Here is a 25,294-nt window from a genome sequence, read left to right as displayed (position 1 = left end):
CTGAGCGAACGTTGGCACGCCGAAATCACAACTCGCCGGCGTCGATCGCGTCCTTGACCTCCTGCGCGTGCGCCACCTGCTTCGCGGTGTAGCCGATGAACAGCGCCGCGCCGCCGACCAGCACCGCCACCGCGGCCACCCACAGCAGCCCGTAGGTGTAGCCCTGGTCCAGCGCATGCAGCTGCGCGGTGTCCATGTTCTGCACCGGTCCGGTGGTGCCGCCCAGATACAGCGTGCGCGAGGTGATGACGGCCTGGACCACCGCCAGCACCAGCGGGCCGCCCAGGTTCTGCAGCATCAGCGCGATCGCCGACACCGGCCCGATCTGGTCGAATCCCACGCCGGCGATCGCCGAGACGGTCAGCGGCACCACGATCACACCGATACCGATGCCGCCGACCACGATCGGCACCACCAGGTTGGGGAAGTACGGGATGTCCGCGTGCAGCGTGGAGCCGTACAGCATCGCCCCCAGCACCAGCACACCGCCGCCGAACACCAGCACTCGCGGCGGGAACAACCGCACCAGCTGCGACGAGGCCGCCAGCCCGATGCCCAGCGCGATCACGAACGGGATGAACCCGATCCCGGCGCGCAGCGGACTGTAGCCCATGATGTCCTGCACGTAGAGCCCGATCAGCACGGTCAACGTGAACATCACGCCGCCGGCCAGGAAGATCGCGCCGAAGGTGGCCACCCGGTTGCGGTCCCGGAACAGCGAGAACGGCACCACCGGGTTGTCCGCGGTGCGCTCGACGTAGAGGAACGCCAGCAGGAACACCAGCGCGGCCGCCCCGGTCGCGATGGTGATCACCGACGCCCAGCCGCGCTCCGGACCCATCGAGAACGCGAACACCGCCGCGGTACAGCCGAGCGTGGCCAGGATGGCGCCGGCCGCGTCCAGCTTGAGCCGTTCGCGGTGGGTCTCGCGCAGCGTGCGGCGCGCCAGATAGATGACCAGCAGGCCGATCGGCACGTTCACCAGGAAGGCCAGCCGCCAGGACACCTCGGTGAGCGCACCGCCGACCACCAGGCCCATCACCGAGCCGACACCGGTCATCGCGGCGAACACCGCGGTGGCGGCGTTACGCGCCGGCCCCTTCGGGAACGTGGTGGCGACCAGCGCCAGCCCGGTCGGTGAGGCGATCGCCGCGCCGACGCCCTGCAGCAGCCGGGCGATCACCAGGGTCGCCTCGTCCCAGGCGATACCGCACAGCACCGAGGCGATGGTGAACAGCGTGACGCCGACGATGAAGGTGCGCTTGCGGCCGATGGTGTCACCGAGCCGACCGCCCAACAGCATGAGCCCGCCGAACGTCAGGACGTAGGCGGTGATCACCCAGCTGCGGCCGGCGTCGGTCAGGTTCAGTTCGTCTTGGATTCGGGGCAGGGCGACGATCGCGATGGTGCTGTCCATCGTGGCCAACAACTGCATACCGCCGATCGCGAACACCGCGGCGATGAACCGCCGCGACGGCAACCAGGTCGGCAACTTGTTGGCCCCCTCCATATCCGGCGGACTTACCTGGACTGGGAGAGCACGTCGTGCCCCGCCTTCCGCGTCACGGCGCATCGCTGCGCGGTCCGCGTCGTTGAGAGCCGGCATAGCGCGTTACCTTACAGTACTCTTAGGAATTCTTTAAACCGTCGAAGCCCGCCACGGCGCCGATCACGATGATCGCCGGTGGTCGAATGCCTTCGGCGCGCATCCGTTCGGGGGCGTCGCGCAGGGTGGCCCGCAGTGTCCGCTGCGCCGCGGTGGTGCCGTGCTGAACCACCAGCACCGGCGTATCCGCTGGTCGCCCGCCTTCGAGCAGCGCCTTGGCGAACACCTCGATGCGTTCGACGGCCATCAGCAGCACGATCGTCCCGGACAGCTTGGCCAGCGCGTCCCAATTCGTTAACGATTCGGGCTCCCCCGGGGCAACATGGCCGCTGACCACCACGAACTCATGGTTGACCGCCCGGTGCGTGACCGGCACCCCGGCCAGCGCCGGCACCCCGATGGCACTGGTGATCCCTGGCACGACGGTCACCGGGATACCCGCTTCGGCGCAGGCGATCACCTCTTCGTAGCCGCGGGCGAACACGAACGGATCACCGCCCTTGAGCCGGACCACGAACTTGCCGGCGCGGGCCCGGTCGATGAGCGTGGCGTTGATGGCCTCCTGGGCCATCGCCCGTCCGTACGGGATCTTGGCGGCGTCGATCACCTCCACGTGCGGCGGCAGCTCGGCGAGCAGCTCCTGCGGCGCCAGCCGGTCGGCCACCACCACGTCGGCCTGCGCCAGCAGCCGCCGGCCCCGCACCGTGATCAGCTCCGGATCGCCGGGCCCGCCGCCGACCAGCGCCACCCCGCCCGGTATCGCGCCCGACATCGGATCGGCGCCGGCCTCGGCGGTGATCACGCCCTGCTGCAGCGCCTCCCGGATCGCCGAGCGGATCGCCGCCGAGCGGCGGTGCTCGCCGCCGGCCAGCACCCCCACCGACAGACCCTCGTACTCGAAGGTCGCCGGGGTGACCGCCGAGCCCTCCCGGGCGACGTCGGCGCGCACACAGAAGATGCGCCGCCGGTCCGCCTCGGCGACCACGGAGGCGTTGACGTCCGGATCGTCGGTGGCCGCGATCACATACCAGGCGCCCTCGAGATCTCCGTCGCGGAATTCCCGGAGTTCCAGGGTGATTCCCGGCTGCTGGCGGCTCAGCGCCTCCACCGCGGGGGTGGCGGAGCGGGCGATGACGTGGACGTCCGCACCGCTGGCGATCAGCAGCGGCAACCGGCGCTGGGCGACACCACCGCCCCCGACGACAATGACCTTCTTGCCGGACAGCAACAATCCGGCGAGGTAGGCGTTCTCGCTCACTCAGCGAGCTTAGATGTTGCCGCGGGAATTCACGCACGGCCCGCCGTGCCGGCGGCCACGAAACGGCTCACCGCGTGGGGATGGGCCGCCGGGTGGACGTGCAGATATCCGGCCTGCACACCGCGGTGCACCGCACCGTCGTGACCGGCCGATCCGTCGGCGCCGCGGAACGCCCAGACCGGCGGGTACCGCTCGGCGAACGTGACCGCGGTGCGGTGGAATTCGTGGCCGACGACCCGCTCGCCCGCCCGGTGCAGCGGGGAGTCGGTGACCGCGACCGCATCCCGGTAACCCAGCACCAGCCGTTCGGTGAAGCGGGCCGACCCGGCCAGCACCCCGCACATCGGGTGGCCGTCGAGTTCGTCGAGCAGATACAGCAGCCCGGCGCATTCGGCGTGGATCGGGATCCCGGCGGCGGCCGCGGCCCGGATCTGTTCGCGGGCCGCGGTGTTGGCGGCCAGTTCGGTGGTGAACTGTTCGGGGAACCCGCCGGGCAGCACCAGCGCCGCGGTGCGTTCGGGCAGTTCGTCGGTGAGCGGGTCGAATTCGACCACCTCGGCGCCGGTGGCCCGCAGCAGCTCGGCGTATTCGGGATAGCCGAAGCTGAACGCCTTGCCGGCGGCCAGCGCGACCCGCGCCCCGGCGCCGGTGGGCGCCACCTGGTGCGGAGTCCACGGTTCGGCGGTGACGCGCGCGCCGGCGATGGCGACCACCGCGGCCAGGTCGACGTGGCGGCCCACCAGATCGGTCATCGCCGCGACGGCGGCGCGGGCGTGCCAGCCGTGTTCCACGGCGGTGATCAGACCCAGATGCCGGGACGGGACGGCCAGTTCGTCGGTGCGGGGCACGGCGCCGAGGACCGGGACCCCGGCCTGGTCGCAGGCGGTGCGCAGCGCCTGTTCGTGGCGGGCCGACCCGACCCGGTTGAGGATCACCCCGGCCAGCCGGGTCGCCGGGTCGAAGGTGACGAACCCGTGCAACAGGGCGGCGATGCTGTGGCTCTGACCGCGCGCGTCGACCACCAACACCACCGGCGCCCCGAGCAGCCCGGCGACCTCGGCGGTGGATCCCGGCGCGGGTGCGGCGGCGGGCGCGACGGCGTCGGGGCCGGCGAGGCGGCCGTCGAACAGCCCCATCACCCCTTCGACGACGGCGATGTCGGCTCCCGCGGTGCCGTGCCGGTACAGCGGCCCGATCAGGTCGGCGCCGAGGAGCACCGGGTCCAGGTTGCGGCCCGGCCGGCCGGTGGCGAGCGCGTGGTAGCCGGGGTCGATGAAGTCCGGGCCCACCTTGAACGGCGCCACCCGGTGCCCGGCGGCCCGCAGCGCGCCCATCAGCCCGGTCGCGATCGTGGTCTTGCCGCTGCCCGAGGCCGGGGCGGCGATCACGACGGCGGGGACTCTCACCTCCTCGGCCGCGAGTCCGGCGGCGAGCACGCTCCCCGCAGGCCGGGGCCCGGTGTGCCCGCCGACATGCCGCAGATCCCGGTATCTCGCGCACACCCGGCGCCCGCGCGCGTCACCGTGCGCCCCTCACCACTCGATGCCCTTCTGGCCCTTGCGGCCGGCGTCCATCGGATGCTTGATCTTGGTCATCTCGGTGACCAGATCGGCGGCTTCGATCAGCGCGGCCGGTGCGTCGCGGCCGGTGATCACCACATGCTGGGTGCCGGGCCGGGCGGTGAGCACCTCGATCACCTCGTCGACCGGAATCCAGCCCCACTTCAACGGATACGTGAACTCGTCGAGCACGTAGAAGTCGTGCCGTTCGGCGGCCAACCGGCGTTTGATCTCGGCCCAGCCGTCGGCGGCGGCCGCGGCGTGGTCCTGTTCGGTGCCCTGTTTTCGCGCCCAGGACCAGCCGGCGCCCATCTTGTGCCACTCCACCGGACCGCCGACACCGTGTTCGGTGTGCAGGGCGCCCAGCCGACGGAACGCGGCCTCCTCCCCCACTTTCCACTTGGCGCTCTTGACGAACTGGAACACCCCGATGTCGAAGCCCTGGTTCCAGGCGCGCAACGCCATCCCGAAAGCGGCGGTGGACTTGCCCTTGCCCGGCCCGGTGTGCACGGCCAGCACCGGCAGATTGCGCCGGGCGCGGGTGGTCAGACCGTCGTCGGGGACGGTGGTCGGTTGTCCCTGCGGCATCAAATCCTCCTGTGCGGCCCTTGCGATCGGACTATGCGGCGTTGCGATCGGACGAGGCGGCGACCAGCCGGGTCAGGTCGTCGGCGCGCAACTGCGCCAGCCGCACACACGGCGCACCGAGTTGCCCGGCCAGCTGTTCGGCGAGACCCAGTCGGACGAACGATGTTTCACAGTCGACGACCACCGCGGCGGCGTCCTCGGCCACCAGTGCGGCCGCCGCGGCGCGGGCCCGCCCGAGCGGATCCGGCCCACCGGTGGCCCGGCCGTCGGTGAGCACCACCACCAGGCTGCGCCGCGCCCGGTCGCGGGCCTTCTCCCGCACCACCATGTCGCGGGCCGCCAACAGCCCTTGTGCCAGCGGCGTTTTCCCGCCGGTGTCGAATCCGGCCAGCCGCCGGCTGGCGATGTACACCGACGAGGTGGGAGGCAGCAGCACGCGGGCGTCCTGTTGCCGGAAGGTGATCACCGCGACCTTGTCACGACGCTGATAGGCGTCTCGCAGCAGCGACAGCGTGGCCCCGGTGACCGCCGACATCCGGTCGCGGGCGGCCATCGACCCGGATGCGTCCACCACGAAGATCACCAGATTGCCTTCCCGGCCTTCGCGAACCGCGCGCCGCACATCCTGCGGCCGCACCCGCGGCGGCCCCGAGCGGGTGGCCCGGCCGGCGGCGGCCAGCAGGGTGCCGAAGAGGTGGACGCCGTGGCCGGTGTCCGATTCGGTGGTCGCCGACACCACGGTGCCGGTGCGGTTGCGGGCCCGCGACCGCCGTCCCGGCGCTCCCTCGCCCACCCCGGGCACCACCAGCGTCCGGGTCTTGAACAGCGCCGACGGTGTGCCGCTCGGCCGCGACGCGGGCGCCGGCGCCGAACCCTGCCGGGGTGGGCCGTCGTCGGCGCCGGACCCGGCGCCCCCGCCGCCGGGCGGGTCCGGATCGGGGTCGGAGTCGGGACCCGGGCCGGAGTCGGGCCCCGGATCCGGATCCGGATCGGGATCGGTCTGGTCGGCCTGCGCCATCGCCTCGTCGAGCCGCTCGGGGTCCAGGCCCGGATCGTCGAACGGGTCACGCCGGCGCCGGTGCGGCAGCGCCAGTTCGGCCGCCACCCGGATGTCCTCCCCGGTGACGGCCAGCCCGGCCCCGTTCCCGGGGGCGCCGTTCTCGGCGGCCCGCCACGCGGCATGGGCGACCGCGGTGCGCGCGACCACCAGATCGGCCCGCATACCGTCCACGTCGAACGCCGCACACAACGCGGCGATACGACGTAATTCCTTGTCCGGCAACTCAACCGAGGACACCAGCGCACGGGCGGCGGCCACCCGGCGGGCCAGGCCGGCGTCGGCGTCGCGATACCGCGCGGCGAAGCCCTCCGGATCGGCCTCGAACGCCATGCGCTGCCGCACCACCTCGGTGCGCACGTCGATGTCGCGGGACGCCACCACGTCGACGGTGAGCCCGAACCGGTCGAGCAGCTGCGGGCGCAGCTCGCCCTCCTCCGGGTTCATCGTGCCGATCAACACGAACCGGGCCTCGTGGCTGTGCGACACGCCGTCGCGCTCCACATGCACCCGGCCCATCGCCGCGGCGTCGAGCAACACGTCGACGAGATGGTCGTGCAACAGGTTGACCTCGTCGACGTAGAGCACACCGCCGTGCGCGCGGGCCAGCAGCCCGGGCGAGAACGCGTGTTCGCCGTCGCGCAGCACCTTCTGCAGATCCAGCGAACCGACGACGCGGTCCTCGGTCGCCCCGATCGGCAGCTCCACCAGCGACGCCCCGTCCACGGCGTGCAGGATGTGGGCCAGCCCGCGCACCGCCGTCGACTTGGCGGTGCCCTTCTCCCCGCGGATCAGCACCCCGCCGATCTCCGGCCGCACCGCGCACAACAGCAGCGCCAGCCGCAACCGGTCGTGGCCCACGATCGCACTGAACGGATAGGTCGTCGTTATCACTGCGCCCTCATGTGAACACCGGGACGTCGACGGTCCCGCCTTTGATGAATGGATCACCGGCACGGGCGAATCCGTGCCGGGTGTCGGAGATGAGCTCTCGTCGGCCGATTCCGGAGCGGGTCCGTGGCGCGACGGCCACCTCGGCCTGCGGCTTCAGCAGCGCGGAAGATGTTGCTGCGTCGAGGTATACCGCCCGGGCCCGGTGCAAGGTGGCCGTCCTGACTGCCGTCGCGGTCAACCGGTCGCCGCTGTCGGGGTGTGTTCGGTGCCGGCGGGCTCGGTTGAGCTGGAGGGCAATCCGCTGGCCGGCTGATCGAGTTTGAGCACCTTGGTGCCGTGCGCCCACACCTCGCGGAACAGCGCGGGCTCCTTGGACAGCTCGACACCCAGCGACGGCACCATCTCCTTGAGCTTGGGCAGCCAGGACTGGTACCGGTCGGAGAAACACCGTTCCATCACTTCGATCATCGCCGGCACCGCGGTGGAGGCGCCCGGCGAGGCGCCCAGCAGGCCGGCGATCGACCCGTCGGCCGCCGAGAGCACCGTGGTGCCGAACTCCAGCACACCGCCGCGGCCCTTGCGGCGGATGACCTGCACCCGCTGCCCGGCGATGTCGAGTTCCCAGTCGGAGTCGCGTGCGCTGGGCGCGAATTCGCGCAACGCCTCGACGCGGTCGGCCTCGCTCATCAGCAGCTGCCCGATCAGGTACTTCAGCAGCCCCATCTCGGTGAGGCCGACCCCGATCATCGATGCGAGGTTGTTGGGCTTCACCGAGAACGGCAGATCGGTGATCTTGCCGTGTTTGAGGAACTTCGGGGACCAGCCGGCGAACGGGCCGAACAGCAGCCAGGATTTGCGGTTGATCACCCGGGCATCGAGGTGCGGCACCGACATCGGCGGCGCACCGAGCGGCGGCAGTCCGTACACCTTGGCCTTGTGCGCCGCGGTCAGCGCCGGATCGTTGGTGCGCAGGAACTGCCCGCCGACCGGGAACCCGCCGAAGCCCTTGACCTCCGGGATCCCGGCCTTCTGCAGCAGCGGCAGTGCCCCGCCGCCGGCGCCGACGAACACGAACTTCGCCTTGATCCGCCGTCTCGCGCCGGTGCGCCGGTTGACCACCTTGACCAGCCAGCCGCCGTCGCGCTGCTTGACCAGATCGCGCACCTCATGACCGAACATCGTGGTCATCCCGTGTTCGGCGACGTAGGCGATCAGCTGGCGGGACAGCGAGCCGAAGTCGACGTCGGTGCCGTCCTGCGTCCAGTTCAGCGCGACCGGCTCGGAGAAGTCACGCTGGTAGGCCATCAGCGGCAGGCGTCGGCTGAACTCGTCGTGATCGTCGATGAACTCCATCGAGGCGAACAGCGGGTTGGTCACCAGCGCCTCGTAGCGGCGCCGCAGGTAGTCGATGTTCTCGGCGCCCTGCACGAAGCTGACGTGCGGGATCGGGTTGAGGAAGCTGCGCACGTCAGGCAGCACCCCGTTCTCCACCGCGTACGCCCAGAACTGCCGGGAGACCTGGAACTGCTCGTTGACGTGGATGGCCTTGGTGGTGTCGATGGAACCGTCCGGCCGTTGCGGGGTGTAGTTCAGCTCACACAGCGCCGAATGCCCGGTGCCCGCGTTGTTCCACGGGTCGCTGCTCTCGGCAGCGGCGCCGTCGAGCCGTTCGATCAACGTGATCGACCAGTTCGGCTCCACCAGCCGCAGCAACGCTCCCAGGGTGGCGCTCATGATGCCAGCGCCCACCAGTACGACGTCTGTGGTGACTACTTTGGAATCCGACACCCGTTGGTCCTTCGTGGTCGCGCGGCCCGCTCGTCACGGCTTACCGACCCCAAGGTTATCCCGCGCCCGTCGGGTTCAATCCGCCGACCGGGCCAGGGTGTTCTCCGTCACGCGCGCCGGTGTGGCGCGCGGTTTAAGGTGGCGGGGTGACTGGCTGGGTGTCCGATGTGCTGCCGGGCTACTGGCAACGAACTCTGCACCTGGGACCCGACCCCGACGGCGAGGGTGACCTGGTCGCGACACTGGTCCGGCGCGGGGTCCCGACCACCCCGGCCCCGACCACCCCGGACGCGACCACCCCCGACCCGACCACCCCCGACCCGAGGCGGGCGACGACCAGGGCGGCCGCCGAGGCGGTGTTGCTGGTGCACGGCTACACCGACTACTTCTTCCACACCGAGCTCGCCGACCACTTCGCCACCCGCGGGTTCGTGTTCTACGCGCTCGACCTGCACAAGTGCGGACGGTCCCGGCGGCCGGGCCAGACCCCGCACTTCACCACCGACCTGGCCCGCTACGACGCCGACCTCAACGCCGCGCTCGCGGTCATCGCCGACGACAACCCCGGTGCGCGGGTGCTGATCTGCGGGCATTCCGCCGGCGGTCTGATCGTGTCGCTGTGGTTGGACCGGCTGCGCCGGCGCCGCAGCCCCCTTCGGCATCGGATCGGCGGGCTGGTGCTCAACAGCCCGTTCCTGGATCTGCCGGGGCGGCCGATCCTGCGCGCGCCGGTCACCACCGCGGCGATCGGCGCGCTGGCACGGTGGCGCAAACTGCACGTGGTCCGGCCGCCGGCCGAGGGCGGGTACGGCACCACCCTGCACCGCGACTACGCCGGCGAGTTCGACTACGACCTACGGTGGAAACCGATCGGCGGCTTCCCGATCACCGCCGGGTGGCTCTACGCCGTCCGGCGCGGGCACGCCCGCCTGCACCGGGGTCTGGACGTCGGGGTGCCCAACCTGATCCTGCGGTCGGATCACAGTGTGCCCGAGGACGCCGAACCGGACCGGCTCCAGCGCGGGGACGCCGTTCTCGACGTCACCCAGATCGCGCGGTGGGCCGGCTGCATCGGCAACCGCACCACGGTGATCCCGATCGTCGACGCCAAACACGACGTGTTCCTGTCGCTGCCCGAACCGCGCCGCACCGCCTACCGCGAGTTGGACTGCTGGCTGGACTGGTACGCGTCGCAGCCCGTCCCGGGCACACTCCGATCGGAGCCGGTGCCCCAGGTGCGACCCGAACGGGGTGAATCCGCATGAGACATTTCGACATCGCGATCATCGGCACCGGGTCGGGCAACAGCCTGCTCGACGAACGCTACGCGGACAAGAAGGTGGCGATCTGCGAGAAGGCGGTGTTCGGCGGCACCTGTCTCAACGTCGGATGCATTCCGACCAAGATGTTCGTCTACACCGCCGATGTGGCCCAGACCGTAAGGGATGCAAGCAGATTCGGTGTGGATGCCGAGCTGCGGGCGGTGCGGTGGCCGGACATCGTGTCGAGGGTGTTCGGCCGCATCGACCCGATCGCGGCCAGCGGCGAGAACTACCGGCGGTCCTCCCCCAACGTCGAGGTGTTCGACACCCACACCCGGTTCGGTGAGCCGCTCGGCGACGGGCGGTATGTGCTGCGCACCGAGGCCGGCGAGGAGTTCTCCGCCGATCAGGTGGTGATCGCCGCCGGATCGCGGGCGGTGGTTCCCGAGGCGATCGCGGCATGCGGCGTGCCCTACCACACCAGCGACACCATCATGCGGATCGCCGCGATCCCGGAGCATCTGATCATCGTGGGCGGCGGGTTCGTCGCCGCGGAGTTCGCCCACGTGTTCTCGGCGCTGGGCAGCCGGGTGTCGATCATCATCCGGGGCAACACCCTGTTGCGCGGACACGACGACGACATCACCACGCGGTTCACCGACCTCGCCGCCAAGAAATGGGAGATCCACGGTCAGCGGGAGGTGGTCGACGCCCGCGCCCTCGACGGCGGGGTGGAGGTGCGGTGCGACGACGGTTCGACGTTGCGCGGTGACGTGCTGCTGGTGGCCACCGGCCGGGTGCCCAACGGTGACCTGCTCGACGCCGAGCTGGCCGGTGTGCAGGTGCGCGAGCACGGTCAGGTGGTGGTCGACGAATACCAGCGCACCACGGCGCGGGGCATCTATGCGCTCGGCGATGTGTCCTCGGACCATCAGCTCAAGCACGTCGCCAACCACGAGGCCCGCGTCGTCAAACACAATCTGCTGCAGGACTGGGACGACACCGCGGCGCTGGCCGCCTCCGACCACCGGTACGTGCCGTCGGCGGTGTTCACCGACCCGCAGATCGCCTCCGTCGGTCTGACCGAGAACGAGGCCCGCTCCAGGGGTCTGCCCATCAAGGTGAAGATCCAGGACTACAGCGATGTGGCCTACGGCTGGGCGATGGAGGACACCACCGGCTTCGTCAAGGTGATCGTCGACGACAGCACCGGATTGATCGCCGGCGCGCACATCATGGGCCATCAGGCCGCCTCGTTGATCCAACCGCTGATCCAGGCCATGAGTTTCGGGCTGCCGGCCCGGGACATGGCCCGCGGCCAGTACTGGATCCACCCGGCGCTGCCGGAGGTGGTGGAGAACGCGTTGCTGGCGTTGTGCGGGGAACCCCCGTGGCCGCCCGCCAAACGGCACTAGCACCGCTTTTCAGGTCGGTGTCGACCGCCGGTTGTCAGCCGTGGCGCGCGCCGATCCAATGCAGCAGGTCGTGCACGATGTCGTCGTCGAGCCGGTAACTGACCGTCCGCCCGATCCGGGTGGACCGCACCCAGCCCTGCTGTCGCAGCACCCGAAGCGCCTGGGACACCGCGTTCTCCGACCGCCCCAACGCGGCCGCCAGATCACCCACCCGGATGCCCGGCGCCCGGTGCAACACCAGCAGGATCTCGAGCCGGTGCGGATCGGACAGCAGGTCGAACCGCCGGCTCCACTCGGTCGTGTCGACGTCCGCGAGCGCCGCCGAGGCGTGCTCGAGCGCCAGTTGATCACCGGAGACGTCCACGGCCCAAATCTAGTCGCTCGGGACCTCGCAGCGGCCGAGGCCGGCCGAAGTCACCCGACGGTGTTGACAGCGGTCAACAGCCGATATCCGCTGGTCGCGTGATCAGAACCGTCCGGGACGGCCCCTTCAGGTAGGGTCAAACATGTGTGCGGAGCCACCGGGGAAGTCCGACTCGACGGCCGAACACCCGACATCGCGGCGGTGTCGCGGATGGCGGACACCATGTCGCCCCGCGGGCCTGACTCCGCCGGTGCGTGGTCACAGGGCCGGGTCGCCCTCGGTCATCGCCGTCTGAAGATCATCGACCTGTCCGAGGCCGGCGGCCAGCCCATGATCGACTCCGAGTTGGGTCTGGCTATCTGCTGGAACGGCTGCATCTACAACTATCGGGAACTGCGGCGGGAGTTGTCCGGTCACGGGTACCGGTTCTTCTCCACCAGTGACACCGAGGTGCTGCTCAAGGCCTACCACCACTGGGGAGACCGGTTCGTCGACCAACTCAAGGGCATGTTCGCGTTCGCGATCGCCGAACGGGACAGCGGCCGCGTGCTGCTGGGCCGGGACCGCCTCGGCATCAAGCCGCTGTATCTCAGCCAGGACCGGCACCGGATCCGGTTCGCCTCGTCCCTGCCCGCCCTGTTGGCCGGCGGCGAGGTCGACACCCGGATCGATCCGACCGCCCTGCACCACTACCTGACCTTCCACTCCGTGGTACCGGCGCCGTTGACCATCCTGCGCGGCGTGTCCAAGGTGCCACCGGCCTCGCTGGTGGCGATCGAACCCGACGGCCGGGTCATCACCAGCACCTATTGGGAACCCGACTTCAGCCGCCGCGCCGACCGTGCCGACTGGACCGCCCGGGACTGGGAGGACGCGGTACTGCAGTCGCTGCGCACCGCGGTCGAGCGGCGGCTGGTGGCCGACGTCCCGGTGGGCTGTCTGTTGTCCGGCGGGGTCGACTCCAGCCTGATCGTCGGGCTGCTCGCCGAAGCCGGCCAGACCGGGTTGAAGACGTTCTCGATCGGCTTCGAATCGGTCGGCGGCGTGGCCGGAGACGAGTTCAGGTACTCCGACGTCGTCGCCCGCCATTTCGACACCGACCACCATCAGATCCGCATCGGCACCGACCGGATGCTGCCCGCCCTGGACGGCGCGATCGGCGCGATGAGCGAGCCGATGGTCAGCCACGACTGCGTCGCGTTCTATCTGCTCAGCCAGGAAGTGGCCAGACACGTCAAGGTGGTCCAGTCCGGTCAGGGCGCCGACGAGGTGTTCGCCGGTTACCACTGGTATCCGCCGATGGCGGACCCCTCGGCCGCCGATCTGGACGGGGCGGTGGCCAAGTACCGGGCGGCGTTCTTCGACCGGGATTCGGCCGCGGTGGCCGCGCTGCTCACCCATGAGTACCGCACCGACGGGGATCCGAGCGGTCGGTTCGTCACCGAACACTTCGCCCGGCCCGGCGCGGAGACCGGGGTGGACCGGGCGCTGCGCCTGGACACCACCGTGATGCTGGTGGAGGACCCGGTGAAGCGGGTGGACAACATGACGATGGCGTGGGGGCTGGAGGGCCGGGTGCCGTTCCTCGATCACGAACTCGTCGAGCTGGCCGCCACCTGCCCGCCGGAACTCAAGACCGCCCAAGGTGGCAAGGGGGTGCTGAAGGAGGCCGCCCGCCGGGTCATTCCCGCGGCGGTGATCGACCGCCCCAAGGGATACTTCCCGGTTCCGGCGCTGACCCATCTGGAGGGCCCGTACCTGGACATGGTCCGCGACGCGCTCTATGCGCCGGAGGCCAAGGAGCGCGGACTGTTCCGTCCGGAGGCGGTGGACCGCCTGCTCGCCGACCCCAACGGCCGGCTGACACCGTTGCGCGGCAACGAGTTGTGGCAGATCGCGCTGTTGGAGATGTGGCTGCAGAAGCACGGCATCACCGGAGTTGCGGCATGACCAAATCTGAATCCCCCGATTCCACCGATCACACCGAAGCCATCACCCTGAGCCTGCACGACGCGTCCCCACAGCATCTGGTGGACGTCATGGCCGAGAATGTGGTGCTTGAACTGGGTTGGGGCCGTTTGGTCTTCGGCCAGACCTTCGCCGATCCCGATGACCTGGCCGAGGTGATGCGCCAGGAACGTTCGGGACGGCGCGACATCTGCATCTACGCCCGCGAGGCCCACGTGCTGGTCTCGCTGGCCCCCACCGAACTGTTCATCGATCCGAGCCACACCTACCGGTTGCGGTTCCACGAACACGACGAGATCGCCGAACCGTCGCCGCCCGGTATCACGGTCCGTCGGCCGCGGGCCCGCGAAGAGGCCGATGAGATGAACCGCGTCTACGTGCGGTGTGGGATGGTGCCGGCGCCGATCGACGTCATCTGGGACAACCACCTGAACGCCGAGGCGGTGGAGTACCTCATCGCGGTGCGCGACGACGACGGTTCGGTGGTCGGCACGGTCACCGGGGTCGACCACAAGCGGTTGTTCTCCGACCCGGAGGACGGTTCGAGCCTGTGGACGCTGGCGGTGGACCCGACGGCGGGGCTGCCCGGTATCGGTGCGGCGCTGACCCGTGCACTGGCGGCGATCTTCCGCGACCGGGGCCGCGCCTACATGGATCTGTCGGTGGCACACGACAACACCGCCGCCATCAACCTGTACGAGAAGCTGGGCTTCCAGCGGGTTCCGGTGCTGGCGGTGAAACGCAAGAACGCGATCAACGAACCGCTGTTCACCCATCCGCCGGAGACCGTCGACGACCTCAACCCGTACGCCCGGATCATCGCCGATGAGGCGATGCGGCGCGGAATCCGGGTCGAGGTGCTCGACGCCGAGACCGGTGAGATGCGTCTGACCCACGGCGGCCGGTCGGTGGTGACCCGGGAGTCGTTGTCGGAGTTCACCTCCGCGGTGGCGATGGCCCGCTGCGACGACAAGCGGCTCACCCGCCGGATCGTCTCCGAAGCGGGTATCAAGGTGCCGCGGGGCCGGTTGGCCTCCTTCGACGATGCCGACCACGCGTTCTTGGACGAGGTCGGCAAGGTCGTCGTCAAACCCACCCGCGGTGAGCAGGGTATCGGCATCACCGTCGGGGTGCAGACCCACGAGGAGCTCGACGAGGCGTTGGCCCGGGCCCGCGAACAGCATCCCGAGGTGCTCATCGAGGAGTGCTATCCGGGCGATGATCTACGGCTGGTGGTGATCGACGGCAAGGTGGTGGCCGCGGCGCTGCGCAAACCGGCCGAGGTGATCGGCACCGGTCAGCACACCATCCAGGAGCTGATCGAGGCGCAGAGCCGGCGGCGCGCGGCGGCGACCGGCGGGGAGTCGAAGATCCCGCTCGATGCGATCACCAAGTCGATCGTGCACGACGCGGGCTACTCGTTGGACGATGTGTTGCCCGAGGGTGAGCGGCTGCGGGTGCGCCGGACCGCCAACCTGCATCAGGGCGGAACGATTCACGATGTGACCGCCAAGGTGCATCCGGAGCTGTGCCGGGTGGCGGTCAAGGCCGCCGAGGCGATCGGCATCCCGGTCACCGGCATCGATCTGCTCGTGCCCGATGTGACCCGCGACGACTACGTGTTCATCGAGGCCAATGAACGACCGGGGCTGGCCAATCACGAGCCCCAGCCGACCGCGGCCGCGTTCGTGGACTTCCTGTTCCCGGGGCAGCCGGGATTGCCCCAAGCCTGGACGCCTTCGGAGGCGCCGGACTGAGCGCGCCAGCGCGAAGGCCGCACGCCGACACATCAAACCCCAGGCGCCGGACTGAGCGCGCCAGCGCGAAGGCCGCACGCCGACACATCAAACCCCAGGCGCCGGACTGAGCGCGCCAGCGCGAAGGCCGCACGCCGACACATCAAACCCCAGGCGCCGGACTGAGCGCGCCAGCGCGAAGGCCGCACGCCGACACATCAAACCCCCGGGCGCCTACCAGGTGCTGGTGCGCATCACGATCTCGGTTGTCAGCTGCGCGGTGGACTGCTGCGCGTTGCGCCCGTCGAGCAGCTCCACGACCCGGAAGTCGCCGTAGACGTAGCGCTGGCTGGCCAGCGCCGCCGACCGCGCCGCGGGTGTGCTGACCAGCATGGTGGTGTTCATCTCGACCGGCGGGCAGTGTTCGTCGCGGATGACCCCACCCGGATCGGCGACCCGGGGATGTGGGCGGTCCACCACGACCAGCGCCGTGAACCGATCCAACCGGGTGGCGGCCAGCTCCCAGGCGAGTTCGCCGCCGCTGCGGTCGCCGACCACCACCGCCCACCGCAGACCGAGCTCATCCATCACCCCGACCACCGTCTTGGGGGTCAGCCGTGGGTCGGCGCCGATCACGACGGTGCGCAGGGATGCGGTGTGCAGCCGCCGGCACACCACCTCGTAGGCGGCGGGCCGGCGATCAGCCGCGCCGAGCACGACCACCGCCGACCCCTGTTCGGGTCCGGCGGCGGTCACCGCGACGGGAAACCCGTCGACCGTCATCATGCTGCCCGGCATTCGGCCAACCTACAGTCGCGTCCGGCGCTGCGGGCGGGATTTGCCGCTTACCCGGGCGTCAGGACGATCCGACGCGTTCGGCCTGCCGGGCGGCCACCTCCAGGAAGGTCTGCGGCAGTTCCGCCGAGACCGAGACGCGGTCGTCACCCAACGGCAGCATCATCGCGGAGACCGACATCGAGCCGACGTTCTCGAAGTACATGTAGACCGGGTTGCTGGAGCCCAGTGTCTGGCGGTAGGCCAGTCCCCCGGGGCGTGGACTGTCGATCGGGGTGGTGGTGATGTCCAGCCCGTCGGAGTTCTCCGCGCCGAAGAACGCCCGGTACCGGGCGCAGCGCTCCGCCACCTCGGCCACCCGCTCCAGGTCCAGCGGGCGGGTGTGCACCCCGATCGAGAACCGGGCGTTCTGATACCACACCGAATAGTCCGAGTCCCGGCCCAGACCGGCGGCCGCCGCCTCCCGGACCACCGCGGTCATCCCGTCGGCACAGCCTTCGGGCACCGACCGCATGGTGTACGGGTTCGGTCGGGCGGGTGATGCGGCATCGGGCTTCTCCCGACGCTCGTATTTCACACCGGGCGGAAAGTCGTTCTGGGTGAGGATGACACGTTCGATGATGTCGCCCGGCCAGACCGCCGTCCCGGTGACCGAAACGGCGCAGCCGGCCACCAGGGCCAGCACCGGCAACAGTGCCCCGACCCGCAGTCCGACCATGCCAGCAGCCTACTCAGATCACGTCGGTGCGCAGCACGGGTCGCGGCGGCGGACCGTCCTCGAGCAGAGCGAACAGCGCGTCGAGGTCCAGATGGGCGGTGAGCAGATCGGCGATCTGATCCAGCTGACGGTCCCGGCGCGCGCCGACGTCGATGTCGTCGGCGACGACGAACCCGTGCCGTCCGGCGGCGACCGCTGCCTCGGACAGCCATTGCCGGCGGAGCTCGTCGTTGTCGAGCAGGCCGTGCCAGTGGGTGCCGCACACCGCGCCACGCCGCAACCCGACACCGTGCCAGTCGTCGGCGGCGGACCGGGTCACCTGCCCGTGGTGGATCTCGTAGCCGCGCAGGGGCCGCTCCCAGCGGCGCAGGGTCTTGTCGGCGGCGAACTCGATGTCGGCGTCGAGCAGGCCGAGACCGTCGACCCGGCCGACGCCGGATTCGACGCGGTCGTCGATGCGCCGGCACAGCATCTGGAAACCGCCGCAGACGCCCAGCACCGCCCGGCCCGCCGCGGCGTGCGCGACGATCGCGTCGGCCAACCCGCGGTCCCGCAGCCAGGTCAGATCCGCCACCGTCGCTTTGCTGCCCGGCAGCACCACCGCGTCGGCGTCGGTGAGTTCGGTCGGATCGGCGACCCAGCGCACCACCACCCCCGGTTCACAGGCCAGTGCCTCGACATCGGTGGAGTTGGAGATGCGCGGCAGCCGGACCGCGGCGACGGTCAGGCTCTGCTCACCGCGTGGCGGCTGCGGTGTGCCGACCACCCGCCCGGACACCACCGACACCGAGTCCTCGGCGTCGAGCCACAGATCGTCGGAGAACGGGATGATCCCGTAGGTGGGCCGGCCGGTGCGCCGGTGCAGTTCGTCGAGTCCCGGGGTGAGCAGCGCCGGGTCGCCGCGGAACTTGTTGACCACGAATCCGGCGATCAGCCGCTGGTCGGCGGGTTCCAGAACGGCCACCGTGCCGAAGAAGTGGGCCAGCAGCCCGCCGCGGTCGATGTCGCCGATCAGCACGATCGGCAGATCGGCGGCGCGGGCCAGGCCCAGGTTGGCCAGATCGGTGGCGCGCAGGTTGATCTCGGCGGGCGACCCGGCACCCTCGCACAGCACCACGTCGAATTCGGTTCGCAGCGCGGTCAATTCCTCGGCGACGACGGCGCGGAGCCGGTCGCGGTGCCGGATGTAGTCCCCGGCCGCCACCGATCCGCTGACTTCTCCGCGCACCACCAGCTGCGAGGTGCGGTCCCCGCCGGGTTTGAGCAGGATCGGGTTGAATCGCACGCTGGGCTCCAGCCCGGCGGCGCGCGCCTGCATCGCCTGGGCGCGGCCGATCTCGCCACCCTCCACGGTCACCGCCGAGTTGTTGGACATGTTCTGCGCCTTGAACGGGGCGACGCGAATCCCCTTGCGCGCCAACAACCGGCACAGCCCGGCGACGAGCACCGACTTCCCGGCGTCCGATGTCGTGCCGGCGACCAGCAGGGCGCCCCCGGTCATGTCGCGGGCGAATCCGGTGTCACAGCTGGGTCAGGATCTCGGCGCCGTCCTCGGTCACCACCAGCGTGTGCTCGAACTGCGCGGTCCACTTGCGGTCCTTGGTGACGACGGTCCAGCCGTCGTCCCAGATCTCGTACTCCAGCGATCCGAGGTTGATCATCGGCTCGATGGTGAAGGTCATGCCGGGTTCCATCACGGTGGTGACCGACGGTTCGTCGTAGTGCAGCACCACCAGGCCGTTGTGGAACGTGGTGCCGATGCCGTGGCCGGTGAAGTCGCGGACGACGTTGTAGCCGAACCGGTTCGCGTACGACTCGATGACGCGGCCGACGACCGACAGCGCGCGGCCGGGCTTGACCGCCTTGATCGCCCGCATCATCGCCTCGCGGGTGCGCTCCACCAGCAGCCGATGCTCCTCGGAGACGTCACCGGCCAGGAAGGTGGCGTTGGTGTCGCCGTGCACACCGTGGATGTAGGCGGTGACGTCGATGTTGACGATGTCGCCGTCCTCGATGACGGTGGAGTCCGGGATACCGTGGCAGATCACCTCGTTGAGCGAGGTGCAGCACGACTTCGGGAAGCCCTTGTAGCCGAGTGTGGACGGGTACGCGCCGTGGTCGATCAGGTACTCGTGGACGATCCGGTCGAGTTCGTCGGTGGTCACGCCGGGTTCGACGGCCTTTCCGGCCTCGGCGAGTGCGCCCGCGGCGATCCGCCCGGCGATCCGCATCTTGTCGATCACCTCGGGCGTCTGCACCCACGGCTCGTTGCCCTCGTTCGCGGTGGGTTTCCACACGTACTCCGGACGTTCGATCGACTTGGGGACGGGCCGCGTCGGTGAGATGACGCCGGGGCGAAGCGCGGTGCGAACGGACATGGTTCCAAGGGTAGTCGGAGAACACCGATCTCTTTTCCGGAGAGCGGGAATGTTAGCCTGTCTTCATGCTTAGCGAGCCGCCCGCGGCGACCGGCGACGGGGTGCACATCCTGAACCAACTCGGCTACCGCGACCTGGTGGAGGACGACGAGCGGTTGGTCATGGAGATGGACAACCGGCCGGATCTGACCAACGTCCGGGGTGCGCTGCAGGGCGGTCTGCTGGCCACGTTGATCGACATCGCGGCGGGCCGGTTGGCCGGCCGGCACGTCGGCCCCGGTCAGGACGTCACCACCGCCGACATGACCGTGCACTTCCTGGCCCCGGTGGTGGTCGGCCCGGCGCGTGCGGAGGCCACCATCCTGCGGGCCGGCAGGCGGTTGATCGTCACCTCGGTCGACGTGACCGATGTCGGCCGGGACCGGCTGGCGGCGCGGTCGACGCTGAGCTTCGCCGTGCTGGATCCCCGCTGACCGGCCGCGGTCAGCCGTCAGCGGCGGTCGAAGCGGCTGAACACGCCCTTGCGCCGCGGCCCGCGGATGTCCACCGACCCCCACACGACCTTGCCGGTGAACACCACGTGCGGACGCCCCTCGGCGGGTGCGTCGCGGCGGTGGTCCCGGGCGCTGCCGACGATCACCTCGACATCGTCGATGGACGCGCTGGCCCCGTCGGGCAGCCGCACGTCGACCGAACCGAACTTCATGTCGAGTTCGACCACCACGATCGGCCCGGCGAACCGGGCGCGGGTGAGGTCGAGGTCGACCGATCCGAACCGGCGCACCAGCGCCAGCCGGGTCGGCACGATCCACTCGCCCTGCCGCTTCAGGGAGCCCAGGATGCCGCGCAGCTCCACGCGGTCGGTGGCGGTGGTGACGATCGCGCCCGGACCGGGCAGATCGCCCACCAACGCGTCGAGGTCCGACCGCAGCCGCGCCTGCGACACCGCGGCCGAGCGTTCCTCGAACTCCTCGATGTCGATCAGGCCCAACGCGACAGCGTTGTGCAACCGACGCAGCGTGCCATTGCGGTCCGCGTCGGAGATCCGCAGTTCCGCCGGCTCGGCGGTGGGTTCGATACCCGCCATAGCCGACAGGCTACTCACGCCAGGTAGTCCGGAGGCAGTGCGTCGAGCATCATCTTGGTCATCCGCACCGCGTACTCCGAGCTGCCACCACCGACGATCAGCGCGGCGAACGCCAGGTCACCGCGGTAGCCGGCGAACCAGGAGTGCGAACCGCCGGCGAACTCCGCCTCACCGGTCTTGCCGCGCACGTCGCCTGCGCCCTGCAGGTGTTCGGCGGTGCCGTTGGTCACCACCAGCCGCATCATCGGGCGCAGCCCCTCCACCATCTCCGGTGAGATGGGCGGGATCTCGCCGTTGATCTCGGTGAGCCGGCCGTCGATCAGCCTCGGCACCGGGGGTTTGCCGGCGGCGACGGTCGCGGCGACCATGGCCATCCCGAACGGGCTGGCCAGCACCTTGCCCTGCCCGAAGCCGTCCTCGGTGCGCTCGGCCAGGATGACCGTGGGTGGCACCGATCCGGTCACCGCGGGCAGCCCGGAGATCGAGTATTCGGGGCCGAGCCCGTACTGGGCGGCGGCGGTGGACAGTCCGCGCGGCGGCATCCGGCTGGCCAGTTCGGCGAAGGTGGTGTTGCACGAACTGGCGAACGCCCGGGACAGCGGCACGGTGCCCAGATCGAATCCGCCGTAGTTGGGCACCCGCCGGTGGCCGATGTCCATGTGGCCGGGGCAGGGCAACAGGGTGTTGGGGGTGGCCATGTCCCGGTCGAGCGCCGCGCCGGCGGTGACGATCTTGAACGTCGAGCCGGGCGGGAACAGCCCGGTGGTGGCGAGCAGACCCTCGGCGTCGGCGGCGGCGTTCTGAGCGACGGCGAGGATCTCCCCCGTCGACGGCCGGATCGCGACGATCATCGCCTGTTTGCCGGTGGTGTCCACGGCACCCTGTGCGGCTTCCTGGACCCGGCGGTCGAGGGTGAGTGTCACCGCCGGCGCCGGTTCGCCGGGCACCTCGTGCAGGATGTCGACCTCGACGCCGTTCTGGTTGACGGTGACCACCCGCCAGCCCGCGGTGCCGTCGATGTCGTCGAACACCGCCTGTTTGACCCGGCTGAGCAGCGCCGGAGCGAACCGCTCGTCGGTGGGCACCAGATCCGGATGCGGTGTGATCACCACGCCGGGAAGGGCCCCGATCGCGGCGGCCACCGGATCGTGGTCGGCCTGGCGCAGGGTGATCAGACTCATCGGGCCGCGTTGCGCGCTGGCCTGTTCGGCGAGTCGTTGCGGATCCAGGGTGTCGTTGAACGGCCGCAGCGCGTCGACGACGGCGTGGGCGGTGGTCATCAGCTGTGCACCGGCGGCGCGGGCGTCCAGCGCGTAGTGGTAGCGGAATCCCGGCCGCAGCACGCTGGTCCCGGTGCGCTCGTGCACCGAGGCCCGGGGCGGCGGGTCGGCGCGCAGCGCGAACGTCTGGTTCTCGCCGAGCCGAGGGTGCAGGTTGGTGGCCGTCCACCGCACCTGCCACTGTCCGTTGTTGCGGACCATGTTGAGGTGCCCGTCGTAGGTCCAGGTCCGGTTCTTGGGCAGCTTCCAGGTGTAGCGGTAGCTGACGGCGCCGGTGTCCTCGCTGTATCGGGAGCCGACGACCTGCGCGTCCAGCCCCTCGGCCTGCAGACCGGCCCACGCCGCGTTGAGCCCCTGTCGGGCCAGGTCCGGGCGGTCGCTGAGGTCGGCGGCCGCGCCGGTGTCACCTTCGGCGAGCGCGGCGAAGAACCGTTCGGCCGCGAGCTCCGGACCGTCGGGCCGGGGGGTGCAGGAACTGAGCGCGACGGCGGTGCCGACCGCGCCGAGCACGGCGAGCACCCGAGTGGCCCATGAGACTTTCGAGGTCGATGTTGCCATTGAGGCAATTGTTATGGGTGTGACGGCTGATCGCCGGGAGGCGCACCGATGCCGATCTGTGACGGATCCGCGCCGGGCGGGTGACCTCCGGGCTACCCGCGGGCGGCGGGAGCGCGGACGACCAGCGGGACGGCCGGGAAATAGGCGGCCATCTCGCTGCGCGATTTGCGCAGGGCGGCGGTGCCGTAGCCCTTCTTGCGGTGCTCGGGGTGGATCCAGATCCGGACGTTGACCTCACCGCTGGTGAGCTCACCGAACACCATGCCCACCGGTTGCGATCCGACCTCGGCCACCAGCCACACCGCTTCCTCGGCCTCCATCCGCTGATTCGCGGCGCGGATCTCGTCGTCCAGGTCGCCGGCCGGGGCGCCGGAACCGTCCCCGGCCGCACCGACATCCGAGGTGCGCGCGGCGAACAGCTCGCGGTCGCGGTCGGGCCGGAACGGCCGCAACGCCAGATTGTCCCCGGAGGAGTCCGGGCGCTCCCCCAGTACGAAGCTGAGTTGGGAGTTCAGATCGTCGAGCTCACGCGCGATCTGGCGGCGAGACTCCCGGGTCAACCGGTCGAAGGAGAGCCGCAGCACCGCTTCGGCGGCGGCCTGCGACGTGTCCAGCATCGCACGGATCTTGCCGAGCGCACTGGCGGTGTCGTCGGAATCGACGATGGCATCGAGGATTTCGTGGCGGCGGTCCAGGGCCCGCACCAGCGCGTCGGCGATCTCGCGACGGTCCACCCGCTGATCCTGATCGGTCACGACGCCAGCCTAGAACGTCTGCCGGCCGCAGGGGTGTCCCCGGCGAAACCGGGGCGGATCAATCTCGTCAATCCAGCAGCACGGTGGCGAACGTGCCGACCGTCTGGAAACCGACCCGCGCGTAGGTGGCGCGGGCGACGGTGTTGAAGCTGTTGACATACAGGCTGGCGATGCGGCCGCCGCGCACCACCGCGGACGCCAGCGTCGCGGTCCCGGCGGAGCCCAGCCCACGGCCACGCCAGTCCGGATGAACCCAGACCCCCTGGATCTGGCCGACCGCCGGGGACTGCGAACCGACCTCGGCCTTGAACACCACCTCACCGCGTTCGAACCTGGCCCAGGCCCGCCCGGCGGCGATCAGCCCGGCGACCCGCCGCCGGTATCCGCGGCCGCCGTCACCGAGGCGGGGGTCGATGCCCACCTCCCCGATGAACATGTCGATGGCGGCCACCAGGTAGGCGTCGAGCTCCTCCATTCGCACCGGCCGCACCGCCGGGTCGATCGGGCAACACGGCTCGGTGCTCAGCGCCATCAGCGGTTGCTCGTCGCGGACGTCGCGGGCCGGCCCCCAGCCGGATTCCAGGCGCTGCCACATCGGCAGCACCAGTTCGGCCCGGCCGACCAGTGAGGAGCAGCGCCGCGGCTGCCCCACGGCCTTGTCGGCGAAGGCGTGCAGATCGTCGAGCCGGCCACGCAGCGGAATGAGGTTGGCCCCGGCGAAGCACAACGCCTCATCGACCCGGCGTCGGGTCCACAACTCGCCGCCGATCGCGGCGGGATCGACGCCGTGCTCGGCCACCCGGGCGGCCACCATGCACGACGCGACCGGGTCCTCGTCGAGCACGGCACGCACCGCGACCGGGTCACGCACCAGCGAAACACGCCGCTCGTCGGCGAGACGAAACACCGGCGGAGCCGACATGGCCACTTCCTTCGGGGAACCGCGAGGTTCCCGGTTGCTGGGGGATCTCGGGCTGCACACGGCCGGGGCTTGCCGCCGGCCGGCCGGACCCGCGACCGTGATCCCGCTCACAGGGTCATGTTCAGCTTACGGTGACAATCGGAGAACCGCTGGACTCTGGCCCGGACTCCCCGTCTCCGGAGCCCATCTCGGCGGCGATCCGCATCGCCTCCTCGATGAGGGTCTCCACGATCTGCGATTCCGGCACGGTCTTGATGACCTCGCCCTTGACGAAGATCTGTCCCTTGCCGTTGCCGGAGGCCACCCCGAGGTCGGCCTCGCGGGCCTCGCCCGGGCCGTTCACCACGCACCCCATCACCGCGACCCGCAGCGGGACGTCGAGGCCCTCCAGCCCCGCGGTGACCTCGTTGGCCAGCGTGTACACATCGACCTGGGCGCGCCCGCAGGACGGGCAGGACACGATCTCCAGGCCGCGCGGCCGCAGGTTCAGCGACTCCAGGATCTGGACGCCGACCTTGACCTCCTCCACCGGTGGCGCCGACAGCGACACCCGGATGGTGTCCCCGATGCCCCTGCTCAGCAGCGCGCCGAATGCGACCGCGGACTTGATGGTGCCCTGGAACGCCGGCCCGGCCTCGGTGACGCCGAGGTGCAGCGGATAGTCGCACTGTTCGGCGAGCATCTCGTAGGCCTGCACCATCACCACGGGATCGCTGTGCTTGACGCTGATCTTGATGTCGCCGAAGCCGTGCTCCTCGAACAGCGACGCCTCCCACAGCGCCGATTCGACCAGCGCCTCCGGGGTGGCCTTGCCGTACTTCTGCATGAACCGCTTGTCCAGCGATCCGGCGTTCACCCCGATGCGGATCGGGATGCCGGCGTCCCCGGCGGCCTTGGCGACCTCCTTGACTCGGCCGTCGAACTCCTTGATGTTGCCCGGGTTGACCCGCACCGCCGCGCAACCGGCGTCGATCGCGGCGAAGATGTACTTGGGCTGGAAGTGGATGTCGGCGATCACCGGGATCTTGGACTTCGCGGCGATCGCGGGCAGGGCGTCGGCGTCCTCCTGCCGGGGGCAGGCCACCCGGACGATGTCGCAGCCGGCGGCGGTGAGTTCGGCGATCTGCTGCAGGGTCGCGTTCACGTCGTGGGTCTTGGTGGTGCACATCGACTGCACCGAGATCGGGTGATCACTGCCCACGCCGACGTCGCAGACCATCAACTGCCGGGTCTTCCGACGGGGTGCCAGCACCGGCGCGGGTCCCCCGGACCCGACTGCGGGCATCCCCAGGCCGATCGAAGTCAT

At 70.4% G+C, this 25,294-nt stretch carries 21 protein-coding genes; 5 read left to right on the top strand and 16 right to left on the bottom strand.

The annotated features are described in order from the left end of the window. Positions 1–25: 25 nt before the first annotated feature. The 6 genes from CKW28_RS08405 to mqo all read right to left on the bottom strand — a co-directional run bounded on the left by CKW28_RS08405 (position 26) and on the right by mqo (position 8,696). Entirely contained in the window at positions 26–1,510 is a 1,485-nt protein-coding gene (locus CKW28_RS08405) for an MFS transporter (protein WP_003927154.1), read from the bottom strand. A 118-nt stretch (positions 1,511–1,628) separates the two neighbouring features. Continuing rightward, positions 1,629–2,864: a uroporphyrinogen-III C-methyltransferase gene (gene cobA / locus CKW28_RS08400; protein WP_003927155.1), complete on the bottom strand. Its 1,236-nt coding sequence runs from the start codon at positions 2,862–2,864 to the stop codon at positions 1,629–1,631. Between the two features lie 29 nt (positions 2,865–2,893). Continuing rightward, a complete protein-coding gene (locus tag CKW28_RS08395; protein ID WP_040547915.1) occupies positions 2,894–4,270 on the bottom strand; it encodes a cobyrinic acid a,c-diamide synthase CobB in 1,377 nt (458 codons plus the stop codon). 126 nt (positions 4,271–4,396) lie between these two features. Further along, on the bottom strand, positions 4,397–5,011 hold the full coding sequence (gene cobO, locus CKW28_RS08390; protein ID WP_003927157.1) for a cob(I)yrinic acid a,c-diamide adenosyltransferase: 615 nt from the start codon (positions 5,009–5,011) through the stop codon (positions 4,397–4,399). A 31-nt stretch (positions 5,012–5,042) separates the two neighbouring features. Continuing rightward, positions 5,043–6,962: a VWA domain-containing protein gene (locus CKW28_RS08385; RefSeq protein ID WP_003927158.1), complete on the bottom strand. Its 1,920-nt coding sequence runs from the start codon at positions 6,960–6,962 to the stop codon at positions 5,043–5,045. 234 nt (positions 6,963–7,196) lie between these two features. Further along, entirely contained in the window at positions 7,197–8,696 is a 1,500-nt protein-coding gene (gene mqo, locus CKW28_RS08375) for a malate dehydrogenase (quinone) (protein ID WP_003927160.1), read from the bottom strand. A gap of 200 nt (positions 8,697–8,896) precedes the next feature. Here mqo and CKW28_RS08370 point away from each other — a divergent pair, with 200 nt between their 5' ends. Both CKW28_RS08370 and mtr read left to right on the top strand, forming a co-directional pair. Beyond that, entirely contained in the window at positions 8,897–10,015 is a 1,119-nt protein-coding gene (locus tag CKW28_RS08370) for an alpha/beta hydrolase (protein ID WP_050812017.1), read from the top strand. Then, a complete protein-coding gene (gene mtr, locus CKW28_RS08365; RefSeq protein WP_003927162.1) occupies positions 10,012–11,427 on the top strand; it encodes a mycothione reductase in 1,416 nt (471 codons plus the stop codon). Before CKW28_RS08370 ends, mtr begins: the two co-directional genes overlap by 4 nt. Positions 11,428–11,461: 34 nt before the next feature. On the opposite strand, the gene CKW28_RS08360 is transcribed toward mtr, so the two are convergent. Continuing rightward, complete coding sequence (locus CKW28_RS08360) at positions 11,462–11,791, bottom strand: ArsR/SmtB family transcription factor (protein WP_003927163.1); 330 nt, start codon at positions 11,789–11,791, stop codon at positions 11,462–11,464. Between the two features lie 144 nt (positions 11,792–11,935). Here CKW28_RS08360 and CKW28_RS08355 point away from each other — a divergent pair, with 144 nt between their 5' ends. Continuing rightward, entirely contained in the window at positions 11,936–13,741 is a 1,806-nt protein-coding gene (locus tag CKW28_RS08355) for an N-acetylglutaminylglutamine amidotransferase (protein ID WP_003927164.1), read from the top strand. Then, the gene (gene ngg / locus CKW28_RS08350; RefSeq protein WP_003927165.1) at positions 13,738–15,516 is read left to right on the top strand and encodes an N-acetylglutaminylglutamine synthetase; all 1,779 of its coding nucleotides are present in this window, start codon (positions 13,738–13,740) and stop codon (positions 15,514–15,516) included. Before CKW28_RS08355 ends, ngg begins: the two co-directional genes overlap by 4 nt. Before the next feature lie 213 nt (positions 15,517–15,729). Here the strand turns inward: ngg and CKW28_RS08345 are convergent, their stop codons facing one another. From CKW28_RS08345 to map, 4 genes are read right to left on the bottom strand one after another with little or no spacing between them, the layout of a single operon-like run. Continuing rightward, positions 15,730–16,293 carry an alpha/beta fold hydrolase gene (locus CKW28_RS08345; protein ID WP_003927166.1) on the bottom strand — a complete coding sequence of 188 codons (564 nt, stop codon included), beginning with the start codon at positions 16,291–16,293 and terminating at the stop codon, positions 15,730–15,732. A gap of 58 nt (positions 16,294–16,351) precedes the next feature. Continuing rightward, complete coding sequence (locus tag CKW28_RS08340; RefSeq protein ID WP_003927167.1) at positions 16,352–17,008, bottom strand: hypothetical protein; 657 nt, start codon at positions 17,006–17,008, stop codon at positions 16,352–16,354. Positions 17,009–17,021: 13 nt separating this feature from the next. Then, positions 17,022–18,509 (bottom strand): cobyric acid synthase, encoded by a 1,488-nt coding sequence (locus CKW28_RS08335; RefSeq protein WP_003927168.1) that lies wholly within the window; start codon positions 18,507–18,509, stop codon positions 17,022–17,024. 19 nt (positions 18,510–18,528) lie between these two features. Continuing rightward, positions 18,529–19,386: a type I methionyl aminopeptidase gene (map, locus tag CKW28_RS08330; protein WP_003927169.1), complete on the bottom strand. Its 858-nt coding sequence runs from the start codon at positions 19,384–19,386 to the stop codon at positions 18,529–18,531. 65 nt (positions 19,387–19,451) lie between these two features. Here map and CKW28_RS08325 point away from each other — a divergent pair, with 65 nt between their 5' ends. Next, positions 19,452–19,859 (top strand): PaaI family thioesterase, encoded by a 408-nt coding sequence (locus tag CKW28_RS08325; RefSeq protein ID WP_040547409.1) that lies wholly within the window; start codon positions 19,452–19,454, stop codon positions 19,857–19,859. Positions 19,860–19,876: 17 nt separating this feature from the next. Here the strand turns inward: CKW28_RS08325 and CKW28_RS08320 are convergent, their stop codons facing one another. The 5 genes from CKW28_RS08320 to ispG form a co-directional block, all read right to left on the bottom strand. After that, positions 19,877–20,473, bottom strand: a complete 597-nt coding sequence (locus CKW28_RS08320; protein ID WP_003927171.1) for a DUF1707 SHOCT-like domain-containing protein — start codon at positions 20,471–20,473, stop codon at positions 19,877–19,879. Between the two features lie 14 nt (positions 20,474–20,487). Further along, entirely contained in the window at positions 20,488–22,311 is a 1,824-nt protein-coding gene (locus CKW28_RS08315; RefSeq protein WP_040547410.1) for a penicillin-binding transpeptidase domain-containing protein, read from the bottom strand. Positions 22,312–22,403: 92 nt separating this feature from the next. Next, positions 22,404–23,066, bottom strand: coding sequence for a GNAT family N-acetyltransferase (locus tag CKW28_RS08310; RefSeq protein WP_003927173.1), 663 nt, complete (start codon positions 23,064–23,066; stop codon positions 22,404–22,406). A 67-nt stretch (positions 23,067–23,133) separates the two neighbouring features. Then, entirely contained in the window at positions 23,134–23,988 is an 855-nt protein-coding gene (locus CKW28_RS08305; RefSeq protein WP_003927174.1) for a GNAT family N-acetyltransferase, read from the bottom strand. A gap of 121 nt (positions 23,989–24,109) precedes the next feature. After that, the gene (ispG, locus tag CKW28_RS08300) at positions 24,110–25,294 is read right to left on the bottom strand and encodes a flavodoxin-dependent (E)-4-hydroxy-3-methylbut-2-enyl-diphosphate synthase (protein WP_003927175.1); all 1,185 of its coding nucleotides are present in this window, start codon (positions 25,292–25,294) and stop codon (positions 24,110–24,112) included.

Source organism: Mycolicibacterium thermoresistibile (assembly GCF_900187065.1).
Taxonomy (GTDB): Bacteria; Actinomycetota; Actinomycetes; order Mycobacteriales; family Mycobacteriaceae; genus Mycobacterium; species Mycobacterium thermoresistibile.
Note: the sequence above shows the minus strand (reverse complement) of the source record. Positions and strands in the feature narration are given on the sequence as shown.